Origin of the sequence: Lentzea rhizosphaerae (genome assembly GCF_042649515.1) — a bacterium.
GTDB lineage: Bacteria > Actinomycetota > Actinomycetes > Mycobacteriales > Pseudonocardiaceae > Lentzea > Lentzea aerocolonigenes.
The window spans coordinates 207678-229550 of the sequence record NZ_JBHRZI010000030.1; the positions used below are offsets into that span (position 1 = coordinate 207678).

The 21873-nt window shown below is 69.8% G+C and carries 26 protein-coding genes and 2 pseudogenes; 15 read left to right on the forward strand and 13 right to left on the reverse strand.

Annotated elements, in window-relative coordinates; translation table 11 throughout:
- Positions 1-31: 31 nt before the first annotated feature.
- A pseudogene (locus ACFOWZ_RS35170) lies at positions 32-523 on the reverse strand (phosphatase PAP2 family protein); the annotation flags it as partial.
- Between the two features lie 102 nt (positions 524-625).
- On the opposite strand from ACFOWZ_RS35170, the gene ACFOWZ_RS35175 reads away from it, so the two are divergent.
- From ACFOWZ_RS35175 to ACFOWZ_RS35185, 3 genes are read left to right on the forward strand one after another with little or no spacing between them, the layout of a single operon-like run.
- Entirely contained in the window at positions 626-1300 is a 675-nt protein-coding gene (locus ACFOWZ_RS35175; protein WP_035912729.1) for a response regulator transcription factor, read from the forward strand.
- Positions 1301-1310: 10 nt separating this feature from the next.
- A complete protein-coding gene (locus tag ACFOWZ_RS35180) occupies positions 1311-2702 on the forward strand; it encodes a sensor histidine kinase (RefSeq protein WP_382378253.1) in 1392 nt (463 codons plus the stop codon).
- On the forward strand, positions 2699-3088 hold the full coding sequence (locus tag ACFOWZ_RS35185; protein WP_382378254.1) for a hypothetical protein: 390 nt from the start codon (positions 2699-2701) through the stop codon (positions 3086-3088). Before ACFOWZ_RS35180 ends, ACFOWZ_RS35185 begins: the two co-directional genes overlap by 4 nt.
- A 164-nt stretch (positions 3089-3252) precedes the next feature.
- Here the strand turns inward: ACFOWZ_RS35185 and ACFOWZ_RS35190 are convergent, their stop codons facing one another.
- The 7 genes from ACFOWZ_RS35190 to ACFOWZ_RS35220 all read right to left on the reverse strand — a co-directional run bounded on the left by ACFOWZ_RS35190 (position 3253) and on the right by ACFOWZ_RS35220 (position 9742).
- Complete coding sequence (locus ACFOWZ_RS35190) at positions 3253-4071, reverse strand: shikimate dehydrogenase (protein ID WP_382378255.1); 819 nt, start codon at positions 4069-4071, stop codon at positions 3253-3255.
- Positions 4071-5297, reverse strand: coding sequence for an endolytic transglycosylase MltG (gene mltG / locus ACFOWZ_RS35195; protein ID WP_382378256.1), 1227 nt, complete (start codon positions 5295-5297; stop codon positions 4071-4073). Before mltG ends, ACFOWZ_RS35190 begins: the two co-directional genes overlap by 1 nt.
- Positions 5294-5782 (reverse strand): Holliday junction resolvase RuvX, encoded by a 489-nt coding sequence (gene ruvX / locus ACFOWZ_RS35200; RefSeq protein ID WP_030471636.1) that lies wholly within the window; start codon positions 5780-5782, stop codon positions 5294-5296. Before ruvX ends, mltG begins: the two co-directional genes overlap by 4 nt.
- On the reverse strand, positions 5769-8438 hold the full coding sequence (gene alaS / locus ACFOWZ_RS35205) for an alanine--tRNA ligase (RefSeq protein WP_382378257.1): 2670 nt from the start codon (positions 8436-8438) through the stop codon (positions 5769-5771). The genes ruvX and alaS overlap by 14 nt, the downstream gene beginning before the upstream one ends.
- Positions 8439-8495: 57 nt before the next feature.
- Entirely contained in the window at positions 8496-8765 is a 270-nt protein-coding gene (locus tag ACFOWZ_RS35210) for a hypothetical protein (RefSeq protein WP_030471638.1), read from the reverse strand.
- Positions 8762-9154, reverse strand: coding sequence for a DUF948 domain-containing protein (locus ACFOWZ_RS35215; RefSeq protein ID WP_030471639.1), 393 nt, complete (start codon positions 9152-9154; stop codon positions 8762-8764). Before ACFOWZ_RS35215 ends, ACFOWZ_RS35210 begins: the two co-directional genes overlap by 4 nt.
- A gap of 93 nt (positions 9155-9247) precedes the next feature.
- A complete protein-coding gene (locus ACFOWZ_RS35220; RefSeq protein ID WP_382378258.1) occupies positions 9248-9742 on the reverse strand; it encodes a DinB family protein in 495 nt (164 codons plus the stop codon).
- A gap of 134 nt (positions 9743-9876) precedes the next feature.
- Between ACFOWZ_RS35220 and ACFOWZ_RS35225 the strand changes: the two genes are divergently transcribed.
- Complete coding sequence (locus ACFOWZ_RS35225) at positions 9877-10455, forward strand: GNAT family N-acetyltransferase (protein WP_382378259.1); 579 nt, start codon at positions 9877-9879, stop codon at positions 10453-10455.
- Here the strand turns inward: ACFOWZ_RS35225 and ACFOWZ_RS35230 are convergent.
- The 3 genes from ACFOWZ_RS35230 to ACFOWZ_RS35240 form a co-directional block, all read right to left on the reverse strand.
- Positions 10452-11087: a maleylpyruvate isomerase N-terminal domain-containing protein gene (locus ACFOWZ_RS35230; protein WP_382378260.1), complete on the reverse strand. Its 636-nt coding sequence runs from the start codon at positions 11085-11087 to the stop codon at positions 10452-10454. The genes ACFOWZ_RS35225 and ACFOWZ_RS35230 overlap by 4 nt on opposite strands.
- A gap of 19 nt (positions 11088-11106) precedes the next feature.
- Complete coding sequence (locus ACFOWZ_RS35235; protein ID WP_382378261.1) at positions 11107-11493, reverse strand: RidA family protein; 387 nt, start codon at positions 11491-11493, stop codon at positions 11107-11109.
- 290 nt (positions 11494-11783) lie between these two features.
- The gene (locus tag ACFOWZ_RS35240) at positions 11784-13133 is read right to left on the reverse strand and encodes a replication-associated recombination protein A (RefSeq protein ID WP_382378262.1); all 1350 of its coding nucleotides are present in this window, start codon (positions 13131-13133) and stop codon (positions 11784-11786) included.
- Between the two features lie 37 nt (positions 13134-13170).
- Between ACFOWZ_RS35240 and ACFOWZ_RS35245 the strand changes: the two genes are divergently transcribed.
- The 3 genes and pseudogenes from ACFOWZ_RS35245 to ACFOWZ_RS35255 all read left to right on the forward strand — a co-directional run.
- Positions 13171-13749, forward strand: coding sequence for a uridine kinase family protein (locus tag ACFOWZ_RS35245; protein ID WP_382378263.1), 579 nt, complete (start codon positions 13171-13173; stop codon positions 13747-13749).
- 64 nt (positions 13750-13813) lie between these two features.
- A complete protein-coding gene (locus ACFOWZ_RS35250; RefSeq protein WP_382378264.1) occupies positions 13814-14155 on the forward strand; it encodes a chemotaxis protein CheB in 342 nt (113 codons plus the stop codon).
- A pseudogene (locus ACFOWZ_RS35255) lies at positions 14116-14229 on the forward strand (chemotaxis protein CheB); the annotation flags it as partial. The gene ACFOWZ_RS35250 and the pseudogene ACFOWZ_RS35255, both read left to right, overlap by 40 nt.
- 492 nt (positions 14230-14721) lie before the next feature.
- Here the strand turns inward: ACFOWZ_RS35255 and ACFOWZ_RS35260 are convergent.
- On the reverse strand, positions 14722-15051 hold the full coding sequence (locus ACFOWZ_RS35260) for a hypothetical protein (protein WP_382378346.1): 330 nt from the start codon (positions 15049-15051) through the stop codon (positions 14722-14724).
- 104 nt (positions 15052-15155) lie between these two features.
- On the opposite strand from ACFOWZ_RS35260, the gene ACFOWZ_RS35265 reads away from it, so the two are divergent.
- Genes ACFOWZ_RS35265 through ACFOWZ_RS35275 form a run of 3 tightly spaced genes read left to right on the forward strand, consistent with a single transcriptional unit; the run spans position 15156 to position 16581 of the window.
- Positions 15156-15824, forward strand: a complete 669-nt coding sequence (locus ACFOWZ_RS35265; RefSeq protein ID WP_382378265.1) for a CheR family methyltransferase — start codon at positions 15156-15158, stop codon at positions 15822-15824.
- Positions 15767-16108 (forward strand): PAS domain S-box protein, encoded by a 342-nt coding sequence (locus ACFOWZ_RS35270; RefSeq protein ID WP_382378266.1) that lies wholly within the window; start codon positions 15767-15769, stop codon positions 16106-16108. Before ACFOWZ_RS35265 ends, ACFOWZ_RS35270 begins: the two co-directional genes overlap by 58 nt.
- Positions 16003-16581: a PAS domain-containing protein gene (locus tag ACFOWZ_RS35275; RefSeq protein WP_382378267.1), complete on the forward strand. Its 579-nt coding sequence runs from the start codon at positions 16003-16005 to the stop codon at positions 16579-16581. The genes ACFOWZ_RS35270 and ACFOWZ_RS35275 overlap by 106 nt, the downstream gene beginning before the upstream one ends.
- On the opposite strand, the gene ACFOWZ_RS35280 is transcribed toward ACFOWZ_RS35275, so the two are convergent.
- Positions 16578-16913: an STAS domain-containing protein gene (locus ACFOWZ_RS35280; RefSeq protein ID WP_382378268.1), complete on the reverse strand. Its 336-nt coding sequence runs from the start codon at positions 16911-16913 to the stop codon at positions 16578-16580. The genes ACFOWZ_RS35275 and ACFOWZ_RS35280 overlap by 4 nt on opposite strands.
- A 111-nt stretch (positions 16914-17024) precedes the next feature.
- Between ACFOWZ_RS35280 and ACFOWZ_RS35285 the strand changes: the two genes are divergently transcribed.
- The 5 genes from ACFOWZ_RS35285 to ACFOWZ_RS35305 are packed head-to-tail and all read left to right on the forward strand — an operon-like array spanning position 17025 to position 21869.
- The gene (locus tag ACFOWZ_RS35285; RefSeq protein WP_382378269.1) at positions 17025-18005 is read left to right on the forward strand and encodes a YciC family protein; all 981 of its coding nucleotides are present in this window, start codon (positions 17025-17027) and stop codon (positions 18003-18005) included.
- Positions 17992-18591 carry a DUF4129 domain-containing protein gene (locus ACFOWZ_RS35290; protein WP_382378270.1) on the forward strand — a complete coding sequence of 200 codons (600 nt, stop codon included), beginning with the start codon at positions 17992-17994 and terminating at the stop codon, positions 18589-18591. Before ACFOWZ_RS35285 ends, ACFOWZ_RS35290 begins: the two co-directional genes overlap by 14 nt.
- The gene (locus tag ACFOWZ_RS35295) at positions 18588-19619 is read left to right on the forward strand and encodes a DUF4350 domain-containing protein (protein ID WP_382378271.1); all 1032 of its coding nucleotides are present in this window, start codon (positions 18588-18590) and stop codon (positions 19617-19619) included. Before ACFOWZ_RS35290 ends, ACFOWZ_RS35295 begins: the two co-directional genes overlap by 4 nt.
- The gene (locus ACFOWZ_RS35300; RefSeq protein WP_382378272.1) at positions 19616-20578 is read left to right on the forward strand and encodes an AAA family ATPase; all 963 of its coding nucleotides are present in this window, start codon (positions 19616-19618) and stop codon (positions 20576-20578) included. Before ACFOWZ_RS35295 ends, ACFOWZ_RS35300 begins: the two co-directional genes overlap by 4 nt.
- A gap of 1 nt (position 20579) precedes the next feature.
- On the forward strand, positions 20580-21869 hold the full coding sequence (locus ACFOWZ_RS35305; protein ID WP_382378273.1) for a DUF58 domain-containing protein: 1290 nt from the start codon (positions 20580-20582) through the stop codon (positions 21867-21869).
- Positions 21870-21873 lie beyond the last annotated feature (4 nt).

The window sequence follows — 21873 nt, forward strand, 5'->3', positions numbered from 1 at the left end:
CCAGCCCCGCGGTCCACCTGCGCAACACCAGGAACGCGAGCGTCGAGACCAGCAGCGCCGCGCCGAGCGTGTCGCTGAAGCGGTGCCAGCCCAGCGACACCGTCTCCGCCGCGACCGCCCCCGCGCCGATCGCCCCGGGAATCGCCACGAGCAGCGCGAACCGCCGTGGCACCGCCATCGTCACCGCGATCACCGACGCCACCGCGGCCGCCGTGTGTCCACTCGGGAAGCTGTTGTGCACCAGCACGGCGTCGTCGTCCAACGGCGGGCGCACCAGCACGTAGAGCTTCAGAACCTGCGCCAGCAGCACCGAACCGCCGAGGACGAGCAACGGCGGGAAAGCCTTCTTGCGCGCCAACAGCACGACGAGGATCGCGGCGACGATGATCGCCATGTCCACGTTGGACGCCCACGACCGTTGGAGTGAGAGCTCGGGCAACGCGGCGTTCTCCGCCTTCTGCCCGAACGACGTCCACACCAGTGCGAAGTACGTGAAGAGGAATCCCAGCAAGCTTCCGGCCATGCGGTCGAGACTCCGCGAGCCGCTCAACGGGAGCGTCCACGCAATGTCATGGTTCCGCTACAGATCCGGCACAGGTGCCGTGACCCGCCGATAATGGATCTCGTGGCGATGGTCTTGCTGGTCGAGGACGACCCCGCGGTGCGTGAAGGACTCGGATTGGCGTTGCGCCGCCAGGGACACGACGTCCGGGCAGCGGGAACGGGTGAAGAAGGCGTCGACAGGCTGCGCGAGTCCAGGCCCGACATCGTCGTCCTGGACATCATGCTGCCCGGCATCGACGGCTTCGAGACGTGCCGGCGGATGCGCGTGCAGGCCGAGGTGCCGATCATCATGCTCACCGCGCGCGGCGACGACTTCGACGTGGTCGCGGGCCTGGAGGCGGGCGCGGACGACTACGTGGTGAAGCCGGTCGAGCCGCGCGTGCTGGAGGCGCGGATCCGGGCAGTGCTGAGGCGGACCGTCTCCGAACCGTCGACCGTGGAACGCCACGGCTCGTTGCTGATCGACCGGGCGGGCCTTCAGGTGCTGAAGAACGACGCGAAGGTCGCGCTCACCCCCACCGAGCTGAAGCTGCTGCTCGAACTCTCCCGCACACCCGGCCGCGTGCTGACCCGGCAGCAGATCCTGGAGGCCGTCTGGGAGCACGACTACCTCGGCGACTCCCGCCTGGTCGACGCGTGCGTCCAGCGGCTGCGCGCGAAGATCGAGGACGTCCCTTCGGAACCACGTTACGTCCACACCGTCCGCGGCTTCGGCTACCGCTTCGGCCCGCGATGAGGTTCGCGAGGTGAGGGCACTGTTCCGCGGCCTGAAACCCAGGCTGATGGCGGCCTTCCTGCTCCTGACGCTGCTGGGCGCGGTGGCGGCGACGGGCGCCTCGTACGCGACCGCCCGCAACCTCCTGCTGGAGGACGCCCAGAACGGCTTCATGAACCCGCTGGTGGACGACGTCCGCAACGCCGCGGAACGCCTGAAGGTCCCGCCGGCGCAGCAGGACCTCGACGACTTCCAGGCCTCCCTGCGCAGCCCGGCGGTCGTGGTCTTCGACGGACTGCGGTCCCGCAACGGCCCCGACCCCTCGATCGCGCCCGCCGAGATGCGCGAGATGGTGAAGTCGAGCAAGACGATCATCTGGCAGCGCCGCACGGACCTCGTCGAACCGTACGTGGTCATGGGCATCCCGCTGCTGCGCCCCGACGGCTCCTCCACCGGTGTCGAGGTGTGGGCGTGGGGAACCCTCGGCGGCCCGCAGCGCGCCATCGACAGCTTCTCGACCGCCGCCTGGGTGGGAGTGAGCCTGGTGCTGCCGCTGGCTCTCGGACTGGCCCTCTTCACCGCACGCGGGGTGCTGCGGCCGGTTCGCCGTCTGGGCGCCGCGGCGCGCGCTCTCGGTTCGGGCCGCCTGGACACACGCGTCGACGAACGGGGCTCCGACGAGCTCTCCGACCTGGCGCGGACGTTCAACAGGGCCGCCTCGCAGCTGGAAGCCTCGCAGGCCGCCGCACGCCGCTTCGTGGCCGACGTGTCCCACGAGCTCCGCACGCCGCTGACCGCGATGAGCGCCGTGACCGCCGTCCTGGACGAGGACGCCGACTCACTCCCCGAGGACACCGCGGTGGCGGCCCGCCTGGTCTCGGCCGAGACCCGCAAGCTCACCCGCCTGGTCAACGACCTGATGGAGATCTCACGCTTCGACGAGGGCCGCAACGTCCTGGAGCTCGACGAGTGGGACATCAGCACCGCCGTCCGCGACACCCTCGCCGCCCGCGGCTGGACCTCGTCCGTCGAGGCCTCGCTGCCCGACGGCGTGGTGGGCAGGGTGGACCGCCGCCGCCTGGACGTGATCGTGGCGAACCTGGTGGGCAACGCGCTGAAGCACGGGGTTCACGCGACCGCGCGACCCGACCGCAACACACCGGCACACGGCGGCGCTCACGTCCGCGTGACGGTGCGGCCCGACGGCATCGAGGTGGCCGACAGCGGCCCCGGCATCCCGGAGGAAGCCCTCCCCCACATCTTCGACCGCTTCTACAAGGCAGACACGGCCCGCTCCCGTTCCGAGGGCAGCGGACTGGGATTGGCGATCGCATGGGAGAACGCACGCCTGCACGGCGGGACGATCGAAGCGGCCAACGCACCATCGGGCGGCGCGGTCTTCACCTTGCGCTTGCCCTGGTGACCCTGTCGGCCTGCGGTGTGCGTCCCACCCCGGTCCTGACCGGCGCCGAGGCACCGACCGTGTCGGCGCACGAGCTGACCGTCTACCTGGTGAAGGCGGAGCTGGACGGCCTGGTGCGGCGCACGCGGTCGTACACCGGGACCGTGGACACCGCCACGGCGATCAACCTGCTGGTGGCCGGGCTGACCGACGAGGAGAAGAAGCTCGGCCTGGTGACGGAAGTGCCTGCCACGTCGTCGCGGGTGTTCGCGGTCTCGAACGTGATCGTGCTGCCCGAGGACATGGGGCCGCTGTCCAAGTGGGCACAGGTCCAGCTGTACTGCACGGCGATCGCGAGCCGGGCGAAGGTGGAAGGGGTGCCGGGGCCGGGCATCGAGTGCCCGTGACCACGCCAGCTCCGGTGGCGTCTGCAAGTACCACCAACTCAACATCAACAGGCGCTTTCCTACCGCCAACAGGCCTTGTCCGGTCACGCGGACGAGGACAGGTTGGGTGTAGTTGGCGGCGGTTTGATCAAGAGTTGGTGGTACTTGCAGACGCCCATTAGCCCCTAGGAACGCGAGGCCAGCTCGGCGGCCAGCGCCTCCCGCATGACCTCCTGCGGCGCCGGCTTGCCCGTGAACTGCTCCACCTGACCGAAAGCCTGGTGCAGCAACATGTCCAGCCCTGTCGCCAGCCGCGCGCCCGACTCCTCCACCGCCGCGGCGACCGGGGTCGGCCACGGGTGGTAGATCACGTCCAGCACGTACGGGGCGCGGGCCAGTGCGGCGGCCAGTGGAACCGTTGCCGAGGCCGGGACCGTGGAAACCACCACGTCCGAGGCGCCCGCGAGGACGGCCAGGTCCACAGAGGACAGTGACAGCACCTCGGCCTTGATGCCCACGCGGGACGCCGTCTCCAGCGCCTCGGAGGCGCGCGACGGATCCCGCACCACCAGGGACACCGACGAGATGCCCAGCTCGGCGAGGCCTGCCAGCGCGGCGGTGGCCGTGCCGCCTGCACCGATCACGACGCCGTGCGTGCCGTCGGAGAAACCCTTCTCCCGCAACGCTCCTACGACGCCGTCCACGTCGGTGCAGTCGGCGTGCCAGCCGGAATCGGTGCGCACCAACGTGTTCGCGGCACCGACGGCCGTGGCGCGCTCGGTCACCGAGGACGCGAACGCCAGCGCCGCCCGCTTCGTCGGCATCGTGCACGACAGTCCTACCCACTCCGGGCCCAGCGACGAGACCAGAGCGGGCACTTCGGCCTCTGCGCACTCCAGCCGCGTGTACTCCAGGTCGAGACCCAGTGCGGCGTAGGCGGCGTTGTGCAGCACGGGGGAAAGGGAGTGCTCGATCGGCGAACCGATCACCGCCGCGCGCAGCACTAGTAGACGCCTTCCTTCCGAGCCTTCGCGACCAGCGCGTCGTGCTCGTCGATCGTCTTCGAGAAGCACGTGGTGCCGTCCTTCTGGCACTTCACGAAGTACTTGATGTCGCCACCCTCGGGCTTCATCGTCGCCGCGACCGCCTGCTGCGACGGCGAGCCGATCGGCGTCGGCGGCAGGCCCTGGTTCACGTAGCTGTTGTACGGGCCGGCCTTCTCACGGTCCGCGTCGGACGTGCGGATGTGCGGCTGGTTGAGCTGGTAGTTGATGGTCGAGTCGAACTGCAGCGGCATGGGCTCCTTCAGGCGGTTGTAGATCACCTGGGAGACCTTGGTGAAGTCCTTCTCGACGGCTTCCTTCTCGATCAGCGAGGCCATGACCAGGACCTCGTACGGGCGGAAGCCGGTGTTCGCGGTGCCACCGGGGATGCCGACGCTCTGCAGCTTCTGCACCGAGGCCACGACCACGCTGCGGATCAGCTCCACCGCGCTGACACCCGGCTTGACCTGGTAGACGCCGCGCATGATCAGGCCTTCGAGGCGGTGCACGGGCTCGGCGCGCTTCACGTCGGCCAGCGCCCAGTCCGGGACGCCCAGGGCGACCGGGTCGGTCTGCTCGGCCGCTGCCTTGATCTCGTCACCGGTCAGGCACTTCTTCTGGCCGTCCTTCTCCGTGCAGCTCGCCTTGGCGAGCTGGGAGTAGATGCCGAGGACGGTCTTGCCGTCGGCCTGGATGTCGGTGAGCTTGATGCCGCCGACGATCTGGACGGCGGGCACGCGGGTCTTCGGGTCGATCATCCGGGCCACGGCCTGCTGGCCTGACATCTTCGTCTTCATCAGGTAGAAGCCGGGCTGGATCGACGTCACGCGGGCGTCGGTCTTGCTGGCCTCGAGGAAGGCGCGCGCGGACGCGATGACCCCGTTCTCGTAGAGGGTCGACGCGATCTGGCCACCGACCTCGCCGTCCTTGACCTCGACGATGACGTCGGCCTCGCCGCTGCCGGCGAAGTCCTCGTACGAACCGATGCCCCGCAGCTCGCGGTAGCCGTAATAGGCACCGCCCATGCCCACGGCGAGAACCAGCGCGACGACGAGCCACATGATCGTCTTCTTGCGCTTCTTCGCCTTGATGCGGGCACTGTTGTCACGCCCGCGCTCGCGCTCACGCTTGACCGGACGTCGTTCATCCACGTCGGGGTCGGTGAACAACCCGAGATCGTCGCTCACACCTCGTCCTTTCGGGCGGCCACAGAGCGTGCCCGTGCATCCAGCCAAGACTGCAGGATCTCGACAGCGGCAGCCTGGTCGACCACGGCACGCTGCTTCTTGCCCTTCACACCGCGCTGCGCCAGCACGCGGCTCACCACGACCGTCGTCAGCCGTTCGTCGCTGAGCCGCACCGGCACCGGTGCGATGCGGCCGGCCAACGCGGCAGCGTACGCGGTCGCCGCTTCCGCTGCCGGGCCGTGCCGACCGGCCAGTGTTCTGGGCAGACCGACCACGACCTCGACGACGTCATGCTCGGCCACGAGACGTACGAGCTCGGTGAGGTCCGAGCCGCGCTTCTCGTCACGCTGGAGGGTAACCAGCGGAGTCGCCAGAAAAGCACCCGGATCGCTGAGAGAAATTCCCACACGAACCGACCCGACGTCGACGCCGAGCCTCCTGCCGAGGCCCGGATCGTCGACTCCGGCGACATCAGCGCTGCTCAAGCACCTTGTCCAGTTCGTTCGTGAGGGCCGTGATGGCCTCGGGCACGCCGGCCGGGTTCGTGCCGCCGCCCTGGGCCAGGTCCGGCTTGCCACCACCGCGGGCGGCGATGGACGGGCCGAACACGGGCACGAGCTTGCCGGCGGCCAGGCCCAGGTCGCGGGCGGCGGCCGTGGTGGCGACCACGAAGCTCACCTTGTCGCCGTCGACCGAGAACAGGGCCACCACACCGGGCTTGGTGCCGAGGCGGTTGCGGACCTCGCCACCGAGCGTGCGCAGGTCGTTGCCCGACACGCCCTCCAGGCCGAGGGCCACGAGCGACAGACCGCGCACGTCCAGGGCCTTGTCGGCGAGCGACCCGGCGTTGCCGAGCAGCTGGGCGGCGCGGACCTTCTCGAGCTCCTTCTCGGCGGACTTCAGCCGCTCGACCAGGGACTCGATCCGCTCGGGCAGGCCATCGGAGCCGACCTTGAGCATGTCGGAGAGGTTCTGCACGATGGCGCGTTCCTTGGCCAGGAACCGCATGGCCTCGATGCCGACGTAGGCCTCCAGGCGGCGCACGCCGGAACCGACCGAGGATTCACCCAGCAGGGTGATCGGGCCGATCTGCGACGAGTGCTCGACGTGGGTGCCACCGCACAGCTCACGCGACCACGGACCACCGATCTCGATGACGCGCACGGTCTCGTCGTAGGTCTCGCCGAACAGGGCCACGGCACCCATGTCCTGGGCACCGGCCATGTCGGTGTAGACGATGCTGACCGGCAGGTCCTTGCGCACGGCGAGGTTCGAGACCTCCTCGATCTCGCTCTTGGCCTCGGTGGACAGCCCACCGGTCCAGGCGAAGTCGAGCCGCAGGTAGCCGGGCTTGTTGTACGAACCGCTCTGCAGGGCCGACGGGCCGAGCACCTGGCGCAGGGCGGCGTGCACGACGTGCGTGCCCGAGTGACCCTGACGGGCACCGACGCGCCACTCCGGGTCGACGCGGGCCTCGACGTGCTCGCCCTCGCTGATCTCACCGGACCGGACGCGCACCTGGTGCACCCACAGCTTGCGGGCGACCTTCTGCACGTCGAGGACCTCGAGCTCGGCGTTGCCCGTCACGATGGTGCCGGCGTCGGACTCCTGGCCACCGGACTCGGCGTAGAGCGGTGTGCGGTCGAGGACGACCTCGACGATGTCGCCTTCCTTGGCCGACTTGATCCGCTGGCCGTTCAGCACGATGCCGCGCAGCGTGGCCTCGGAGGCCAGCTCGGAGTAGCCCGTGAACTCGGTCGGGCCCTGCTCCAGCAGCTCGCGGTACACGGACTGGTCGCCGTGGCCGGTCTTCTTGCCGGCGGCGTCGGCCTTGGCGCGGGCGCGCTGCTCGGCCATCAGCTTGCGGAAGCCGTCCTCGTCCACCGACAGACCGGCCTCGGAGGCCATTTCCAGCGTGAGGTCGATCGGGAAGCCGTACGTGTCGTGCAGCTGGAAGGCCTTGTCACCCGGCAGGGTGGCGCGGCCGTCCGACTTCACCTCGGCGGCGGCGTTCTCGAAGATCCGCGAACCGGCGTCGAGCGTGCGGAGGAACGTGTCCTCCTCGGCCTTGAGCACCTGCTGGATGCGAGCGAAACCGCTGACCAGCTCGGGGTAGGCCTCACCCATCGAGTCGCGGACGACTTCGGCGAACTGCTGCAGCACCGGCTCGTTGACGCCCAGCAGGCGCGACGAGCGGATGATGCGGCGCAGCAGGCGGCGCAGCACGTAGCCGCGAGCCTCGTTGCCGGGCGTGACGCCGTCGCCGACGAGCAGCACACCGCTGCGGGCGTGGTCGGCGATGACGCGGAACCGGACGTCGTCGACCTCGCTGTCGCCGTACTTGCGGCCCGACAGCTCCTCGGCCTTGTTGATGACGGCGCGGACCAGGTCGGTCTCGTAGACATTGTCGACGCCCTGCAGCAGGTAGGCGACGCGCTCGACGCCCATGCCGGTGTCGATGTTCTTCGACGGCAGCTCGCCGAGGATCGGGTAGTCCTTCTTGGCGCCACCCTCACCGCGGATGTTCTGCATGAAGACGAGGTTCCAGATCTCCAGGTACCTGTCCTCGTCGACGACCGGGCCGCCCTCCTTGCCGTACTCGGGGCCGCGGTCGTAGTAGATCTCCGAGCACGGGCCGCACGGGCCGGGCACGCCCATCGACCAGAAGTTGTCCTCGACGCCGCGGCGCTGGATGCGCTCCAGCGGCATGCCGGCGACCTTCTGCCACAGCTCGATGGCCTCGTCGTCGTCCAGGTAGACCGTCACCCAGATGCGCTCGGGGTCGAAGCCGTAGCCGCCCTCGTCCTGGGACTTGGTGATGAGCTCCCAGGCCAGGCGGATGGCGTCTTCCTTGAAGTAGTCGCCGAGCGAGAAGTTGCCGGCCATCTGGAAGAACGTCAGGTGGCGCGTGGTCTTGCCGACCTCGTCGATGTCCGGCGTGCGCACGCACTTCTGGATGCTCGTCATGCGCGGGGCGGGCGGCGGGGCCTCGCCGAGGAAGTACGGCTTGAACGGCACCATGCCGGCGTTGACGAACAGCAGGTTCGGGTCGTCGAGCAGCAGCGAGGCGCTGGGGATGTACTTGTGCCCGGCGTTCTCGAAGTGCTCGCGGAAACGCTTGATGATCTCGTGGGTCTGCACGGGAATGTCCTTGCTATTTCAGGAAGTTGTCAGGGCGCGACGACGAGGCGAACGGTGCTAGTGCTTTCCGTTCGCCCTGGGCGCTCGACGCCCCGGCGTGAAGCCCGTCTGACGTTCCACGGTCTCCTGCAACTCCTGTTCCCGTTCGGCCATGCCCGCGCGCACCTCGGCCCCGAAGGAACCGATCGCGCCGGCGAGCTCACGCAGGCCTTCACCCACGTTAGCGCCGATACCGGCGGGAGTCGCCTGCTTTGTGACCTCGGCGGCCTTCTTCGCGACGAAGAGACCGGCGGCGGCACCCAGCCCGAACCAGAAGAGGCGGCTCATCGCGAACCTCGCTTCGGACGGCGCTTGGCGTGCTTGTTCGGCTGCTCCGCGGCCTTGCGGCGGGCCTTGACGGCCTTGCTCACGCCGTACGACAACGCGGCGGCCTTGACCAGCGGACCGCCGAGCGTGGCGGTGAACAGGCTGGTGAGCGCCGAGACGTTGCCCGTGACGGCGCGCGCGTTCGCCGTGATGCCGTCGACGCGCTCGAGCTGCGTGTTCACGTGCGTGAGCGTCGTGTTGGCCTCGGTGAACAACGGGTCCGTGTTCTCGTGTGCCTTGCGCATCGCGATCGTGGCCTCGTCGAAGAACCGTGCCGCCTTGATCCCCACGAACACCAGCACGATCACGAGCAGCACGAAGGCACCGGCGGCGAGCCACCCTGGCGACACAGATCCTCCTGGTGAACAGGCGTTCAGGCTTGGTTGCGGGTGAGATTACCGGGTGGGTCCGACACTCAGCTGAGCGGCACCTTCAGTTGATCTTCAACGGCCCGTGGCGCCGTCGATCTGCTCCCTGAGGATGTCGGCGTGGCCCGCGTGCCGGGCGGTCTCGGTGGTCATGTGCGCGAGGATCCAGCGCAGCGACATGCGGTTGCCGTCGATCGGAATCGCCATCAGCGCCTCGGGCCCGCCGGCGTTCTCGATGGCCCTGTCGCTGTCGGCGATGGCCGCGCGGTAGCCCTCGATCACCTCGTCGGCGGACGTGGTGGCGGGCACGGTCATGCCGAGCTCTTCCTCCTCGTCCCAGTGGTCGCCGCCGAGGTGGTGGTAGAACCACATGCGCTCGGCCTCGGTCAGGTGCTGGACCAGGCCGAGGATCGACGTCCCGCTCGCGACCAGCGGCCGGCGCAGCTGCTCCTCGGTGAGCCCCTCCGCCTTCTTCAGCACGCAGTGGCGCTGGAACTTCAGGAACGCGTGCGCGACGTCGAGCTCGTCCGTGTCGACGCGCGGCACCGGCTCGCGCTGGGTCTCGAACATGACCCGACCGTACGGGATGAATCAGACGACTCATTGACTCGCGCCGGTCACTGCCTGTGAAATACCCGTCACACAGGGCTTGACACCGGCGGCCCCGCACCGTGAAGTAAGGCAACCCTAAGTCTGGAGGCCACGTGAAGCCGGTGTCGCACCTGGACTCCTACCGCAGGCACGCCACGGCGGGCGCCCCTCCGGTCCCGGAGCTCACCGCCCCGTGGGAGGCCCGCCTCCCCCGGCCGGACGGTTACGACCTGCACCTCGTCCACCGCTGGAACTCCGCACCACACGTCGCGGCGTTCTCGCGGCAGGCGTGGCCCCTGCCGCGCTGGGAGGAGCAGCTCAGGACGCACCTCGGCGGCGACGACGTCCGGCCGTTGCTGATCAGCTGGCACGGCCGCCCGGTGATCTACGCGGAGGTCTACCGGGCGGCCCGCGCGGCCGTCGCCCGGTGCTACCAGGCGCGGCCGCACGACCTCGGGCTGAACCTCGCGGTCGGCGAGCTGGCGATGACCGACCAGGGCCTGGTGCGGTCGCTGCTCCCCCGGCTCACCGACGCGCTGTTCGAGGCCGATCCGCACTGCACGCGGATCGTGATGGAACCGGACGTGCGCAACACACGCGCCATCAGGTCGTTCGAGGCAGGTGGGTTCATGGCCGCGGACGAGATCATGCTGCCGAACAAGCTCGCACTGCTGATGGTCTGCAAACGCTAGAACGCGGTGATGTCCTGCGGTGCGCGTTCCTTGCGGCTGAGCGCGCGCACCAGGTCGATCGCCTTGTGCCGGTTGAGCGACATGCGGGTCAGCAGGTCGATCGCCGTCTCGTTCACGCGGCGCGGGAACTCCGGCGTGTCCACCCCGACGCTCACCGCGAGGTCGTCGGCGTGCACGACCAGTTCCATCACGCGGCTGACCAGGTACTCGTCGAGCGCCACGGCCCACGGACCCCAGTGCGGCATGCGGACGCCGCGGTTCTCCACGCCGGGCAACGTCTTCTCGAGTTCGTCGAGTGTCTGCTCGAACCTGTTGCCGAGCGCTTCCGGACCTTCCGCAGCGAGCTTCTCGCCACCCGCCCGGATGTTGGTGTGCATCTGCGAGTCGATGTCGAGCTCCGTCCAGTTCGCCCGCTTGTAGTGCTCCATCAGCGGAACGACCTCCTCGTCACCGAGGGGCAGGGAGAGCATCGTCGGCAGCGGCAACGCCTGGTACGCGAGGTGGCCCGCGAGCCCGCTGACGCGGTACTCGGCCAGCGCGCTGGGCTCGGTCCACTGCGCGGCCACCTGAGGGTCGCGCAGGAGGTCGAGGGCGATGCGGGCGGAGGTCAGAAAGTCGTCCCTGATCGTCACGCGACCGAACGTACTCGGCTCACCCGGCGGCGATCACCTCGATTTCGACCAGCCAGTCGCTGACCAGCGTGGCGGCGACGATCGCGGTGGTCGGCACGGGCCGGCCGCCCAGCGCTTCGACGCGTGCGGCGGCGTTGGCCTCCGCGTACGAGGAGTCGCGCAGGTAGCTGGTCAGCCGGACGATGTTGGCGACGGTCATGCCCGCGGAGGCGAGGATCGTGCGGATGTTCGACCAGATCAGGTCGAGCTGCTCGGCCAGGCCGGCGCCGGGCCTGCCGGCCGGGTCGAGGCCCATGGTGCCGGCGACGAACAACAGCCGTGAGGCACCGCGGACCTCCATGGCGTGCACGTAGTCGTCGGAGGCCGGGTACACGCCGTCGGTGGGGTTGTGCGGCACGAGTTCCATGGGGCGATCATGCGACATGGCCTCAACCGAAACACGGGACGCGGTGGCGGGCGACGTCGCGGCCATCTGCCGGTTCGGCCGCGGTTCCCCCGTCCCACGTTTGGCGCGAAAAGCACGTTCGGGCCATCTATCGGCCCGAACGTGCTTTTCGCGCCAACAACAAGGGGTGACACGCTGGCGACACGCCGAGAGAACCCTGACCGTTCAACCTCAGCAGCACTTCGCCGCCAACGAACGTGCGGCCGCCTTCTACGAGCGCGAGGGCTTCGAGAGCGAACGGGTCGGGCCGCTCACTCGCCCCTGATCACCCGGCGCAACCTCGGCAACCGCTCGGCGACCGCCCGTTCGGCACCCCGCCCGGTCGGCTCGTAGTAGTCGCGGCCCACCAGGTCGTCCGGCGCGTACTGCTGCGTGAGCACGCCCTCCGGAACGTCGTGCGGGTACCGGTATCCCTGCGCGTTCCCCAGTTTCGCCGCGCCCGCGTAGTGCCCGTCCCGCAGATGCGCCGGCACGGCACCGATGGCGCCCTTGCGGACGTCCGACATCGCCGCGTTGATCGCCGTCGTGACCGCGTTCGACTTCGGTGCCGTGGCTAGGTGGATCGTGGCCTGCGCGAGGTTCAACGCGCACTCCGGCAACCCGATGAGTTGCACGGCCTGGGCCGCCGCCACGCACGTCTGCAGGGCGGTCGGGTCGGCCATGCCGATGTCCTCGCTGGCGTGGATCACCAGCCGCCGCGCGATGAACCGCGGGTCCTCGCCCGCCTCGATCATCCGCGCCAGGTAGTGCAGCGCGGCGTCCACATCGGACCCGCGGATCGACTTGATGAACGCCGACGTCACGTCGTAGTGCTGATCGCCGTCGCGGTCGTACCGCACCGCCGCCTTGTCCACAGTGGACTCCAGCAGCTCCAGCGTGATCACGCCCGAGTTCGACGCCACCGCCGAGTCCGCCGCCGCCTCCAGCGCCGTCAGCGACCGGCGCGCGTCCCCGCCGGCCAGCCGGATCAGGTGGTCCTCGGCCTCGGGCTCCAGCACGACCTTTCCGCCCAGCCCGCGCTCGTCCGACACGGCACGGCGGATCACCGCGCGCACGCCGTCGTCCGTCAGCGACCTGAGCTGCAACACCAGCGACCGCGACAGCAGCGGCGACACCACCGAGAAGAACGGGTTCTCCGTGGTGGCCGCGACGAGCAGCACGATCCGGTCCTCGACGGCCCCCAGCAACGCGTCCTGCTGGGTCTTGGAGAACCGGTGCACCTCGTCGATGAACAGCACGGTCGACTCGCCGGACCGCACCAGGCGCCGGCGCGCCTCGTCGATGACCGCCCGCACCTCCTTCACGCCCGCCGACAACGCCGACAGCGCCACGAACCGGCGCCCGGTCGCCTTCGACACGAGCGTCGCGAGGGTCGTCTTGCCGGTGCCGGGAGGGCCGTAGAGCATCACGGACGCGGGCGTGGCGCCCTCGACGAGACGGCGCAGCGGCGCACCCGGCCCGAGCAGGTGGTCCTGGCCGACGACCTCGTCCAGCACCGCCGGACGCATCCGCACGGCCAGCGGGGCGTTGGCCGCGATGCGCTCGGCCTTCTCCTCGTCGGTCGCGCCGAAGAGGCCCTCGTCGAACAGACCTTCGCTCATGCGTTCGAGCCTAGGTCATGTGCGAGGATTGCGTTCCGTGCCCATCCCCAGAGCCGTGTTGCTGGCCGGACCGTCCGGATCAGGCAAGTCGACCCTCGCCGCCCACCTCGGCTGGCCGGTGCTCCGCCTGGACGACTTCTACCGCGACGGCGACGACCCGCTGCTGCCGAAAGACGAGCACGGCCGCGCGGACTGGGACGACGTGAACTCCTGGAACGCGGACAAGGCGTTGCAGGCGGTCATCGAGCTCTCCGAGACCGGCAAGGTCGAGGCACCGGTCTACTCGATCAGCGAGGACCGCGCGGTCGGCACGCAGACGATCGAGCTGGGCGACGCGCCGGCGTTCATCGCGGAAGGCCTGTTCGCGGATCTGCTCGTGAACGGCGCGAAGGAAGCAGGCGTGCTCCGCGACGCCATCGTGCTCGCGCCGAGCGCTCCGGTCACGTTCGTCCGCCGGTTCGCCAGGGACGTCGCGGAGGCCCGCAAGCCGGTTCCGACGCTGATCAGGCGCGGTCTGCGGCTGATGCGCGAGCAGCCTCAGGTCGTCCGGCGCTGCGTCGACGCGGGCATGCGGCGCACCACTCCGTCGAAGGCCAGAGCTGATCTGTCCGTGTGAGACCTGTGACCACGGGTACCCGGAGCGCACGCGAGTCGAGGAGTTCCGGTGCGCAGAGACCTGGGTGGTCGTCGGCGCTTCCGCGGGAGGTGTCGAAGCGCTGCGACAGCTGGTGGCCGCGCTGCCGAAGGACCTGCCCGCCGCGGTGGTCGTCGTCCTGCACATGCCCGCGGGTGGTTCGTCGGCACTGGCGGCGATCCTCGCCCGCAGCGGCCCCTTGCCCACGGCGACCGTGCAGGACGGCACCGAACTGCGCAACGCCCGGATCCACGTCGCACGCCCCGACCACCACGTCGTGGTGCAGGACGGCGTGCTGCGCCTCTCCGGGGGCCCACCGAGAACGGCCACCGGCCGGCCGTCAACACGTTGTTCCGCTCCGCCGCACTCGCGAGGGGTCCCTCGGTGATCGGCGTGATCCTGTCCGGAGCGCTCGACGACGGCACCGCGGGCATGGCCGCCATCAAGAGCAGGGGTGGCCTCACGGTCGTGCAGGACCCCGCCTACGCGGTCTACCCGGCATGCCGGAGAGCGTGCTGCAGCACGTCCAGGTCGACCACGTCCTGCCGGTGGTGCAGATCGGCCCGTTGCTGTCCCGACTGCTCCGGTTCTCTCGTGGAGATTCCCGGTGACAGCGTTCAGTACCGCTGTCTGGTCGGGCACGCCTGGACGGCGGACGCACTCATGGACGCACACGGCGGAACCCTGGAACGCGCGATGTGGACGGCGTTGCGCACCCTCGACGAGAAGGCCTTCCTCGCTCACCGGATGGTCGGCGTGTCACGGGCGCGGGACGGGAGCTGGTGGCCGAGCGGTACGTCCGGCAGGAGGAGGAAGCGCTGGCCGCGGCCGACGTCCTGCGCAAGTACCTGCTGCGAGGCGGTGTGCGCGAGGAGACCGGCACGTGAACGTCGAGACGACCGATCTCGCGGGTGTCGTGGTCGCGACCCCGGTGGGACGGCTCGACCTCACCTCCTACATCCCGTTGCGCGACGGCCTGCTCAAACTGGCGGCGGACGCGCCTGCAGCCCTGGTCGTCCGGCTCGGACCCGGCTTGGAGGTCCCGAGCACGACGATGCTGTCGGTGTTCACGACGATCGAGATGAGGATCTCGCAGTGGCCGGACATCCCGCTGGTGCTGCTCGCGGAGACCAGCGAGCACCGCGAGCAGCTGCGCACCAGCGGCGTCGCGCGGTTCGTCCGCACCACGGATGACATCAAAGAGGCAATCCACGCCGCGGAACGACCACCGCTGCGCAGGTTCCGGAGCGTGCCGCTGCCCAGCTCCCCGGCGGCACCGATCACGGCGCGTGCCGTCGTGCGGGCGGCCTGCGAGCTGTGGGACCTCCCGAGGCTCAGCGACGACGCGGTGCTCGTGGTGAGCGAGCTGGTCGAGAACGCGGCACCGGATGAGTCAGATCGACGTCGAGGACTACGGCGACTACATCGACCAGCTCCAGGTGAACGCGGACGAGTTCAGCGTCCTGTTCAACACGATCCTGATCAACGTCACGGCGTTCTTCCGCGACCCGGAAGCGTGGGAGTACCTGCGCCAGAACGTCATCCCGGCCCTGCTGGCCGAGGCGACGGGTCCCGAACGGTTCCGGCAGCAGGTCAAGATCTACGCCACGGACGTCGACGACGAGGCGCTCTCCCACGCCCGGCACGCCAGCTACGCCGAGCGCGACCTCCAGTCCCTGCCGTCCGAGCTGGCCACCAAGTACTTCGAGCACCAGAACGGCCGCTACAGCTTCCGCGAGGGCCTGCGCCGCTCGGTCATCTTCGGCCGCAACGACCTGGTCCAGGACGCGCCCATCTCGCCGGCCGGTTCCACTTCGCACTGGTGCCCGAGGGCGTGCTGTTCCTCGGCAAGGCCGAGATGCTGCTCAGCCACAGCCGCATCTTCGACCCCATCGACCTCAAGCGCCGCCTCTTCCGCAAGACCGCCACAGGTCCGCACCAATCGGCGAACTTCGTTTCGCACGCGATGGTGCACGATCGCAGGGTGGACCTGCGCGGTATGGACGAACTGCGGGAACACGCCTTCTCCGCGAGCCCGGTGGCCCAGATCGTGGTGACGGAGGAGGACGTCGTCGCGCTCGTCAACCGGCAGGCGGAGACCACGTTCGGCCTCTCGTCCAAGGACGTCGGCCGGCCGTTGCGCGACGTGGACATCTCCTACCGCCCGGTCGAGCTGCGCGGCTACGTCGAGCAGGCCCGGCTGGAGCGCAAGTCGTTGCGCATCAAGGACGTCGAGTGGCTGTGCGGCCCGGCGAGTCGATGTGGTTCGAGGTGCACGTCAACCCGCTCGTCGGCGCGGACAACACCATCCTGGGCGTCTCGGTCGTCTTCCACGACGTGACGGCCGCGCGCCGGCTGCTGGAGGACCTCGAACACGCCAACCGGCAGCTCGAGTCGGCCTACGACGAGCTCCAGACCGTCAACGACGCCCTGCGCGAACGCACCGGCGAGCTGGACCGCGTCAACGACTTCCTGGAGTCGATACTGACGTCGTTGCGGGCCGGTGTGATCGTGCTCGACGTGCAGATGCGGGTGCCGGCGTGGAACCGCGGCGCCGAGGAGCTGCGGGGCGTGCGGCGGGACGAGGCCGAGGGCGAGCACCTGCTGAACCTCGACATCGGGCTTCCGGTCGCCGACCTGCGCCCGGTGGTGCGGTCGGCGCTCAGCGACGGCACGTTCATGGAAGAGGTCAAGCTCTCCGCGGTGAACCGGCGCGGCCGCGAGGTGGTCATCCGGGTGGTGTGCAGCTCCCTGCGCGCGAACGGCGGCGAACCGGACGGCGCCATCCTCGTGATGGAGCAGCAGGAGCGCTAACCGGTCACGTTCTCCCCGCGCAGGAAGAACCCCGTGAGGCCGCTGAGCTCGAACGTCCGCAGCACGATGAACGAGCACTCGGCGAACACCAGGTCGATCCGGCGGCGGTCGCATTCGGCACGCACCTCGAGCAGCGTGCGGAGACCCGCTGAGCCCATGTGGTTCACGCCGGACATCTCGACCATGAGCACGGCGTGCGTGTGGTCGAGCTGCTCGCGCAGGAACGCCTCGAGCTTCGGCGCCGTGGCGAGGTCGATCTCCCCGGCCACGCTCACCACCGTCGACACACCCCTGTGGTCGGCGGTGAGGCGCAGTGGTTGCGGAGCGTCCACGTCTTCCATGCTCCCACAACTCGCCGGACACCGTTTCGTGATCGGGTTGCCCTGTGGCGGTGGGGCTGATCTGGCAGGATGCCGCTCACACCACGACGGGGGTAAGCCGCGATGACCGAAACGCCCGGCTGGTCCTCACCGGACCAGCAGCCGAACCAGCCGCAGCAGCAGCCGCCTCCCGGCTACTACGCGCCGCCACCTCCGATGCCGCAGCCGTCGATCAAGCCGGGCGTGATCCCGCTGCGACCGCTGGGCGTCGGGGAGATCGTCGACGGCGCGATCTCGACGATGCGCCGGTACCCGAAGCTGATCATCGGCGCGGCCGCGGTGGTCGCGGCGATCACGCAGATCATCGGTCTGCTGGTGCAGCTGCCGTTCCTGAAGGACCTCACCGCGGCGGTGTCGGTCGACCCGAACACGGTGTCGCAGGAGCAGTTCGTCCAGCAGCTCACCGACTCCCTGGTCGGCTTCCTCGGCGGTACGGCGCTCAGCGGGATCCTGGCGCTGCTCGGCACCGTGTTCCTCTCCGGCTACGTGACCGTGATCGTGGGTCACGCGGTGCTCGGCGAGCCCGTCACGTTCGCGCAGGCGTGGGACGAGTTCAAGCCGCGTCTGCTGCGGCTGCTCGGCGCGTCGCTGCTGTCGACTCTCGTGATCGCCATCGGCGTGATCTTCTGCATCGTGCCCGGCATCTGGCTCGGCGTGATGTTCTCGCTCGTCACGCCCGCGCTGGTGCTGGAGCGCTGCGGCGTCGGCACGGCGTTCGGCCGCTCGCGGGCCCTCGTGAACGGCGCGTGGTGGCGCACGTTCGGCATCCTGGTGCTCTCCTACATCATCGGCGCGGTGATCAGCATGATCATCGCTCTGCCGTTCAGCCTGCTCGGCAGTGCGGCCACCGGCTTCAGCGACGACCCGGCGGTGGCGCTGAGCGCCGGTTCCCTGGTCCTGTCCGCGATCGGCGGCATCATCGCGTCGACGATCACGCTGCCGTTCAGCGCCGCCGTGACCGTGCTGGTCTACGTCGACCGCCGGATGCGCGCCGAGGGCATGGACATCGAACTCCAGCGGGCCGCAGGACATGGCGGTATCTGACGTACCGGTAGATCTCGGCCGCGACGACGCGCGCGAGGCCGCCGCACGGGAGCTCAGCAACCCGGCGTACGTCTCCGACGACCCGAACCCGCTGGAGCGAGCGATCCAGTGGATCCTGGAGCGCCTCGGCGAGCTGTTCGCCGGGGCAGGGGGCATGAGCGGCATCACCGCGGTCACGACCCTCGTGGTGCTGGCGGTGATCATCGTGATCGTCGTCCGGCTCCGGACCGGCCGCACCGGCCGCGCACTGCGTTCCGGCGGCAAGGTGTTCGGCTCGACCGTCCTGACCGCCGACGAGCACCGTGCCGCCGCCGAACGTGCCGCGGCAGCCGGTGACCTGGCCGAGGCCGTGCGCGAACGCTTCCGCGCGGTGGTGCGGGAACTGGAGCAGCGCGGTGTGCTCGACCCGCGGGCCGGCCGCACCGTGGACGAGGTGGCACTGGAGGCGGGCACGGCCCTTCCGGTGCTGGCGAACGACCTGCGCGGAGCGGCCGTGCAGTTCGACGACGTCTGGTACGGCGGCAGGCCCGCGACGGCGGAGGGCTACCGGCAGCTGGTCTCCGTGGACGACAGGGTGCGCGGATGACGGCGGTCTCCCCCGACGCCGGGCGGATCTGGACGGCCGCGCGCGGCCCGTTGCTGATCGGCGTGATCATCCTGTTCGCCGCCGTCGTGATCACCTTGATGCGCGGCAGCGGCGAGGGCGGCTCGCTCGACCCGCGTTCGTACCAGCCGGAAGGCAGCCACGCGGTCGCGCGGTTGCTGGAGCAGAACGGTGTGCGCGTCGAGCTGACGGACAACGCGTCCTCAGTGGACGGTGCCACGCTGTTCGTGCCGCAGCCGAACCTGATCGACCCGCAGCGGCTCGCGGACCTGAGCCGCCGCGCCTCCTCGACGGTGCTGCTGGCTCCCGCCGGTGGAGTCGGCCGGGTGGAGATCGAGACCCGCCAGCCGGGTTGCCCGCTCGCCGACCGCGCCGGTGCGGCAACGACCGGCGGCTTCGTGTACGAGGGCGATCAGCGTTGCTACGACTCGACGTTGGTGCGCACGGGCACGGTGACGACGATCGGCAGCGGCGCGATCTTCACCAACCGCTCCCTGGACGAGGAGGGCAACGCGGCGCTCGCGTTGTCGTTGCTGGGTCAGCACGAACGGCTGGTCTGGTTCCTGCCGTCGGCCGCGGACCGGTCCGTGCAGAAGTCGTTCACGGACCTGATTCCGGACGGCTGGAAGTTCGGCGCGCTGCAGCTCGGCATCGCGGCCGTGCTGATCGCGCTGTGGCGGGCGCGGCGGCTGGGCCGGGTGGTGCCCGAACCGCTGCCGGTGGTCGTGCGGGCCGCCGAGACCGTCGAGGGCAGGGCGCGGCTGTACCGGCGGTCGCACGCGGCTTCCCACGCGGCTTCGGTGCTGCGCCAGGCGACTCGCGACAGGCTGACCCCGCTGCTGGGGCTGCCGGCCGGTGAGGACCCGTCGGTGGAGATCGCCGTCCGGACGTCGCGTTCCGCTTCGGACGTGCGGACGTTGCTTTACTCGCAGGAGCCGGTGGACGACCGGGGGTTGGTCGCGCTGGCAGCTGAGCTGGACGCTCTGGAGGACGAGGTGCGCAAGGCATGACGGCAGTGGTCACCACCGAGGAAGCACGCACGGCGCTGGTGGCGTTGCGCACGGAGATCGGCAAGGCCGTGGTGGGCAACGACGCCGCGGTGACGTCGTTGATCCTCGCGTTGCTGTGCAAGGGACACGTGCTGTTGGAGGGCGTGCCGGGCGTCGCGAAGACGTTGCTCGTGCGCGCGATGGCCCGCGCGCTGGACCTGTCGACCACGCGCGTGCAGTTCACGCCGGACCTGATGCCGGGCGACCTGACCGGCTCGCTGGTCTACGACTCGCACAACGCGGCGTTCTCGTTCCGCGAGGGCCCGGTCTTCACGAACCTGCTGCTGGCCGACGAGATCAACCGGACGCCGCCGAAGACGCAGTCCGCGCTGTTGGAGGCGATGGAGGAACGGCAGGTCTCCGCCGACGGCAAGACCCGGCCGCTGCCGTCGCCGTTCATCGTCGTGGCCACCCAGAACCCGGTGGAGTACGAGGGCACCTATCCGTTGCCCGAGGCGCAGCTGGACCGGTTCCTGCTGAAGGTGACCATGCCCGTTCCGCCGCGGGAGCAGGAGATCGACGTGCTGACCCGGCACGCGTCCGGCTTCGACCCGCGCGACCTGTCGGCCATTTCGCCGGTGGCGGGTGCCGCGCACCTGGAGGCGGGTTCGGCGGCGGTGCGTTCGCTGACCGTGGCGCCCGAGGTGATCGCCTACGTCGTCGACGTGTGCCGTGCGACCCGTCAGTCGCCTGCGGTCCGTTTGGGTGTGTCTCCGCGTGGCGCAACGGCGCTGCTCGCGGTGGCGCGCGCGTGGGCATGGCTGTCCGGCCGTGACTACGTGACGCCAGACGACGTGAAGTCCCTCGCACGGCCTGCTTTGCGGCACCGCCTGGAGCTGCGCCCGGAAGCCGAGCTGGAGGGCGTGACGGCCGACGGCGTGCTGGACGGCGTGCTCGCCCAGGTCCAGGTGCCGCGCTGACGTGGCGCTCACGGGCCGCGCGGGCCTGCTCGCGCTCATCGGGGTACTCGTCGTCGGACTCCTCTTGCCGTCGTGGCAAGGAATTCTCGTGTTCCTTGCAGTGCTCGTTGTGTGTGTTGCGGTCGACTTGTTGTTGGCGGCGAGTGTCCGGCGTTTGACGTTCACGCGCGCAGGAGCGACGTCTGTCCGTACGGGCGAAGTGTGTGAGGTCCAGCTGACCGTGCACAACCCCGGACGTCGGCTCCGTGGCGTCCTTCGTGACGCATGGGCACCTTCTGCCGGTGTGGTGACCGACCGGGTTTCCGTTGATGTACCCGCTAGTGGCTCACGTGTGTTTGCGTTTGAGTTGCGCCCGTTGCGACGCGGCGACCGCATGGCCGACCGTGTGACCGTGCGCTCCCTCGGCCCGTTGGGCATCGCCGCGCGCCAGGGCTCACACGAAGTTCCGTGGACCGTGCGCGCGCTGCCCCCGTTCCACAGCCGACGCCACCTCCCACCGTTGCTGGAACGCCTGCGCGAACTGGACGGCCGCCGCGCCTCCCTGATCCGCGGCGCCGGCACGGAGTTCGACTCGTTGCGCGCCTACGTCATCGGCGACGACGTCCGCTCGATCGACTGGCGAGCCTCAGCCCGTTCGTCCGACGTGGTGGTGCGAACCTGGCGCCCCGAACGCGACCGCCAGGTGACGATCGTCCTCGACACCGCCCGCACAGCAGCGGGCCGAGTCGCCGGCGCCCTGGGCGGCCTGCCTCGCCTGGACACGTCGATGGACGCGGCATTGTTGTTGTCCGCCTTGGCATCGCACGCCCGGGACCAGGTCGACTTCCTCGCCTTCAGCCACAAGGTGCGCGCCTCCGTACCCCGCGCCACGCTGCCCGTGCTGGTACAAGCCATGGCGCCGCTGGAGGCCGAACTGGTGGAGTTCGACGCCCGCGGCGCCGTGGCGGAGGTGCTGCGCCGGGCGAGTCGCCGTTCGTTGGTGGTGCTGCTGACGTCGTTGGAGCCGTCGATCGAGCACGGGTTGCTGCCGTTGTTGCCTTCGCTGGCTTCTCGGCACCGGCTGCTGATCGCGTCGGTGTCCGACCCTGCGGTGCACGCGATGGCCGCCGGGCGTGGAGACCTGGAGTCGGTTTATGCGGCTGCTGCTGCGGAACGGACGTTGGCCGAACGCCGCCGTCTGACCGCTTTGCTTGCACGGCACGGAGTTGACGTTGTGGACGCACTGCCGGATGATCTGCCACGCGCGCTTGCGGACCGTTACCTGGCGTTGAAGGCCGCAGGCAAACTCTGAACTT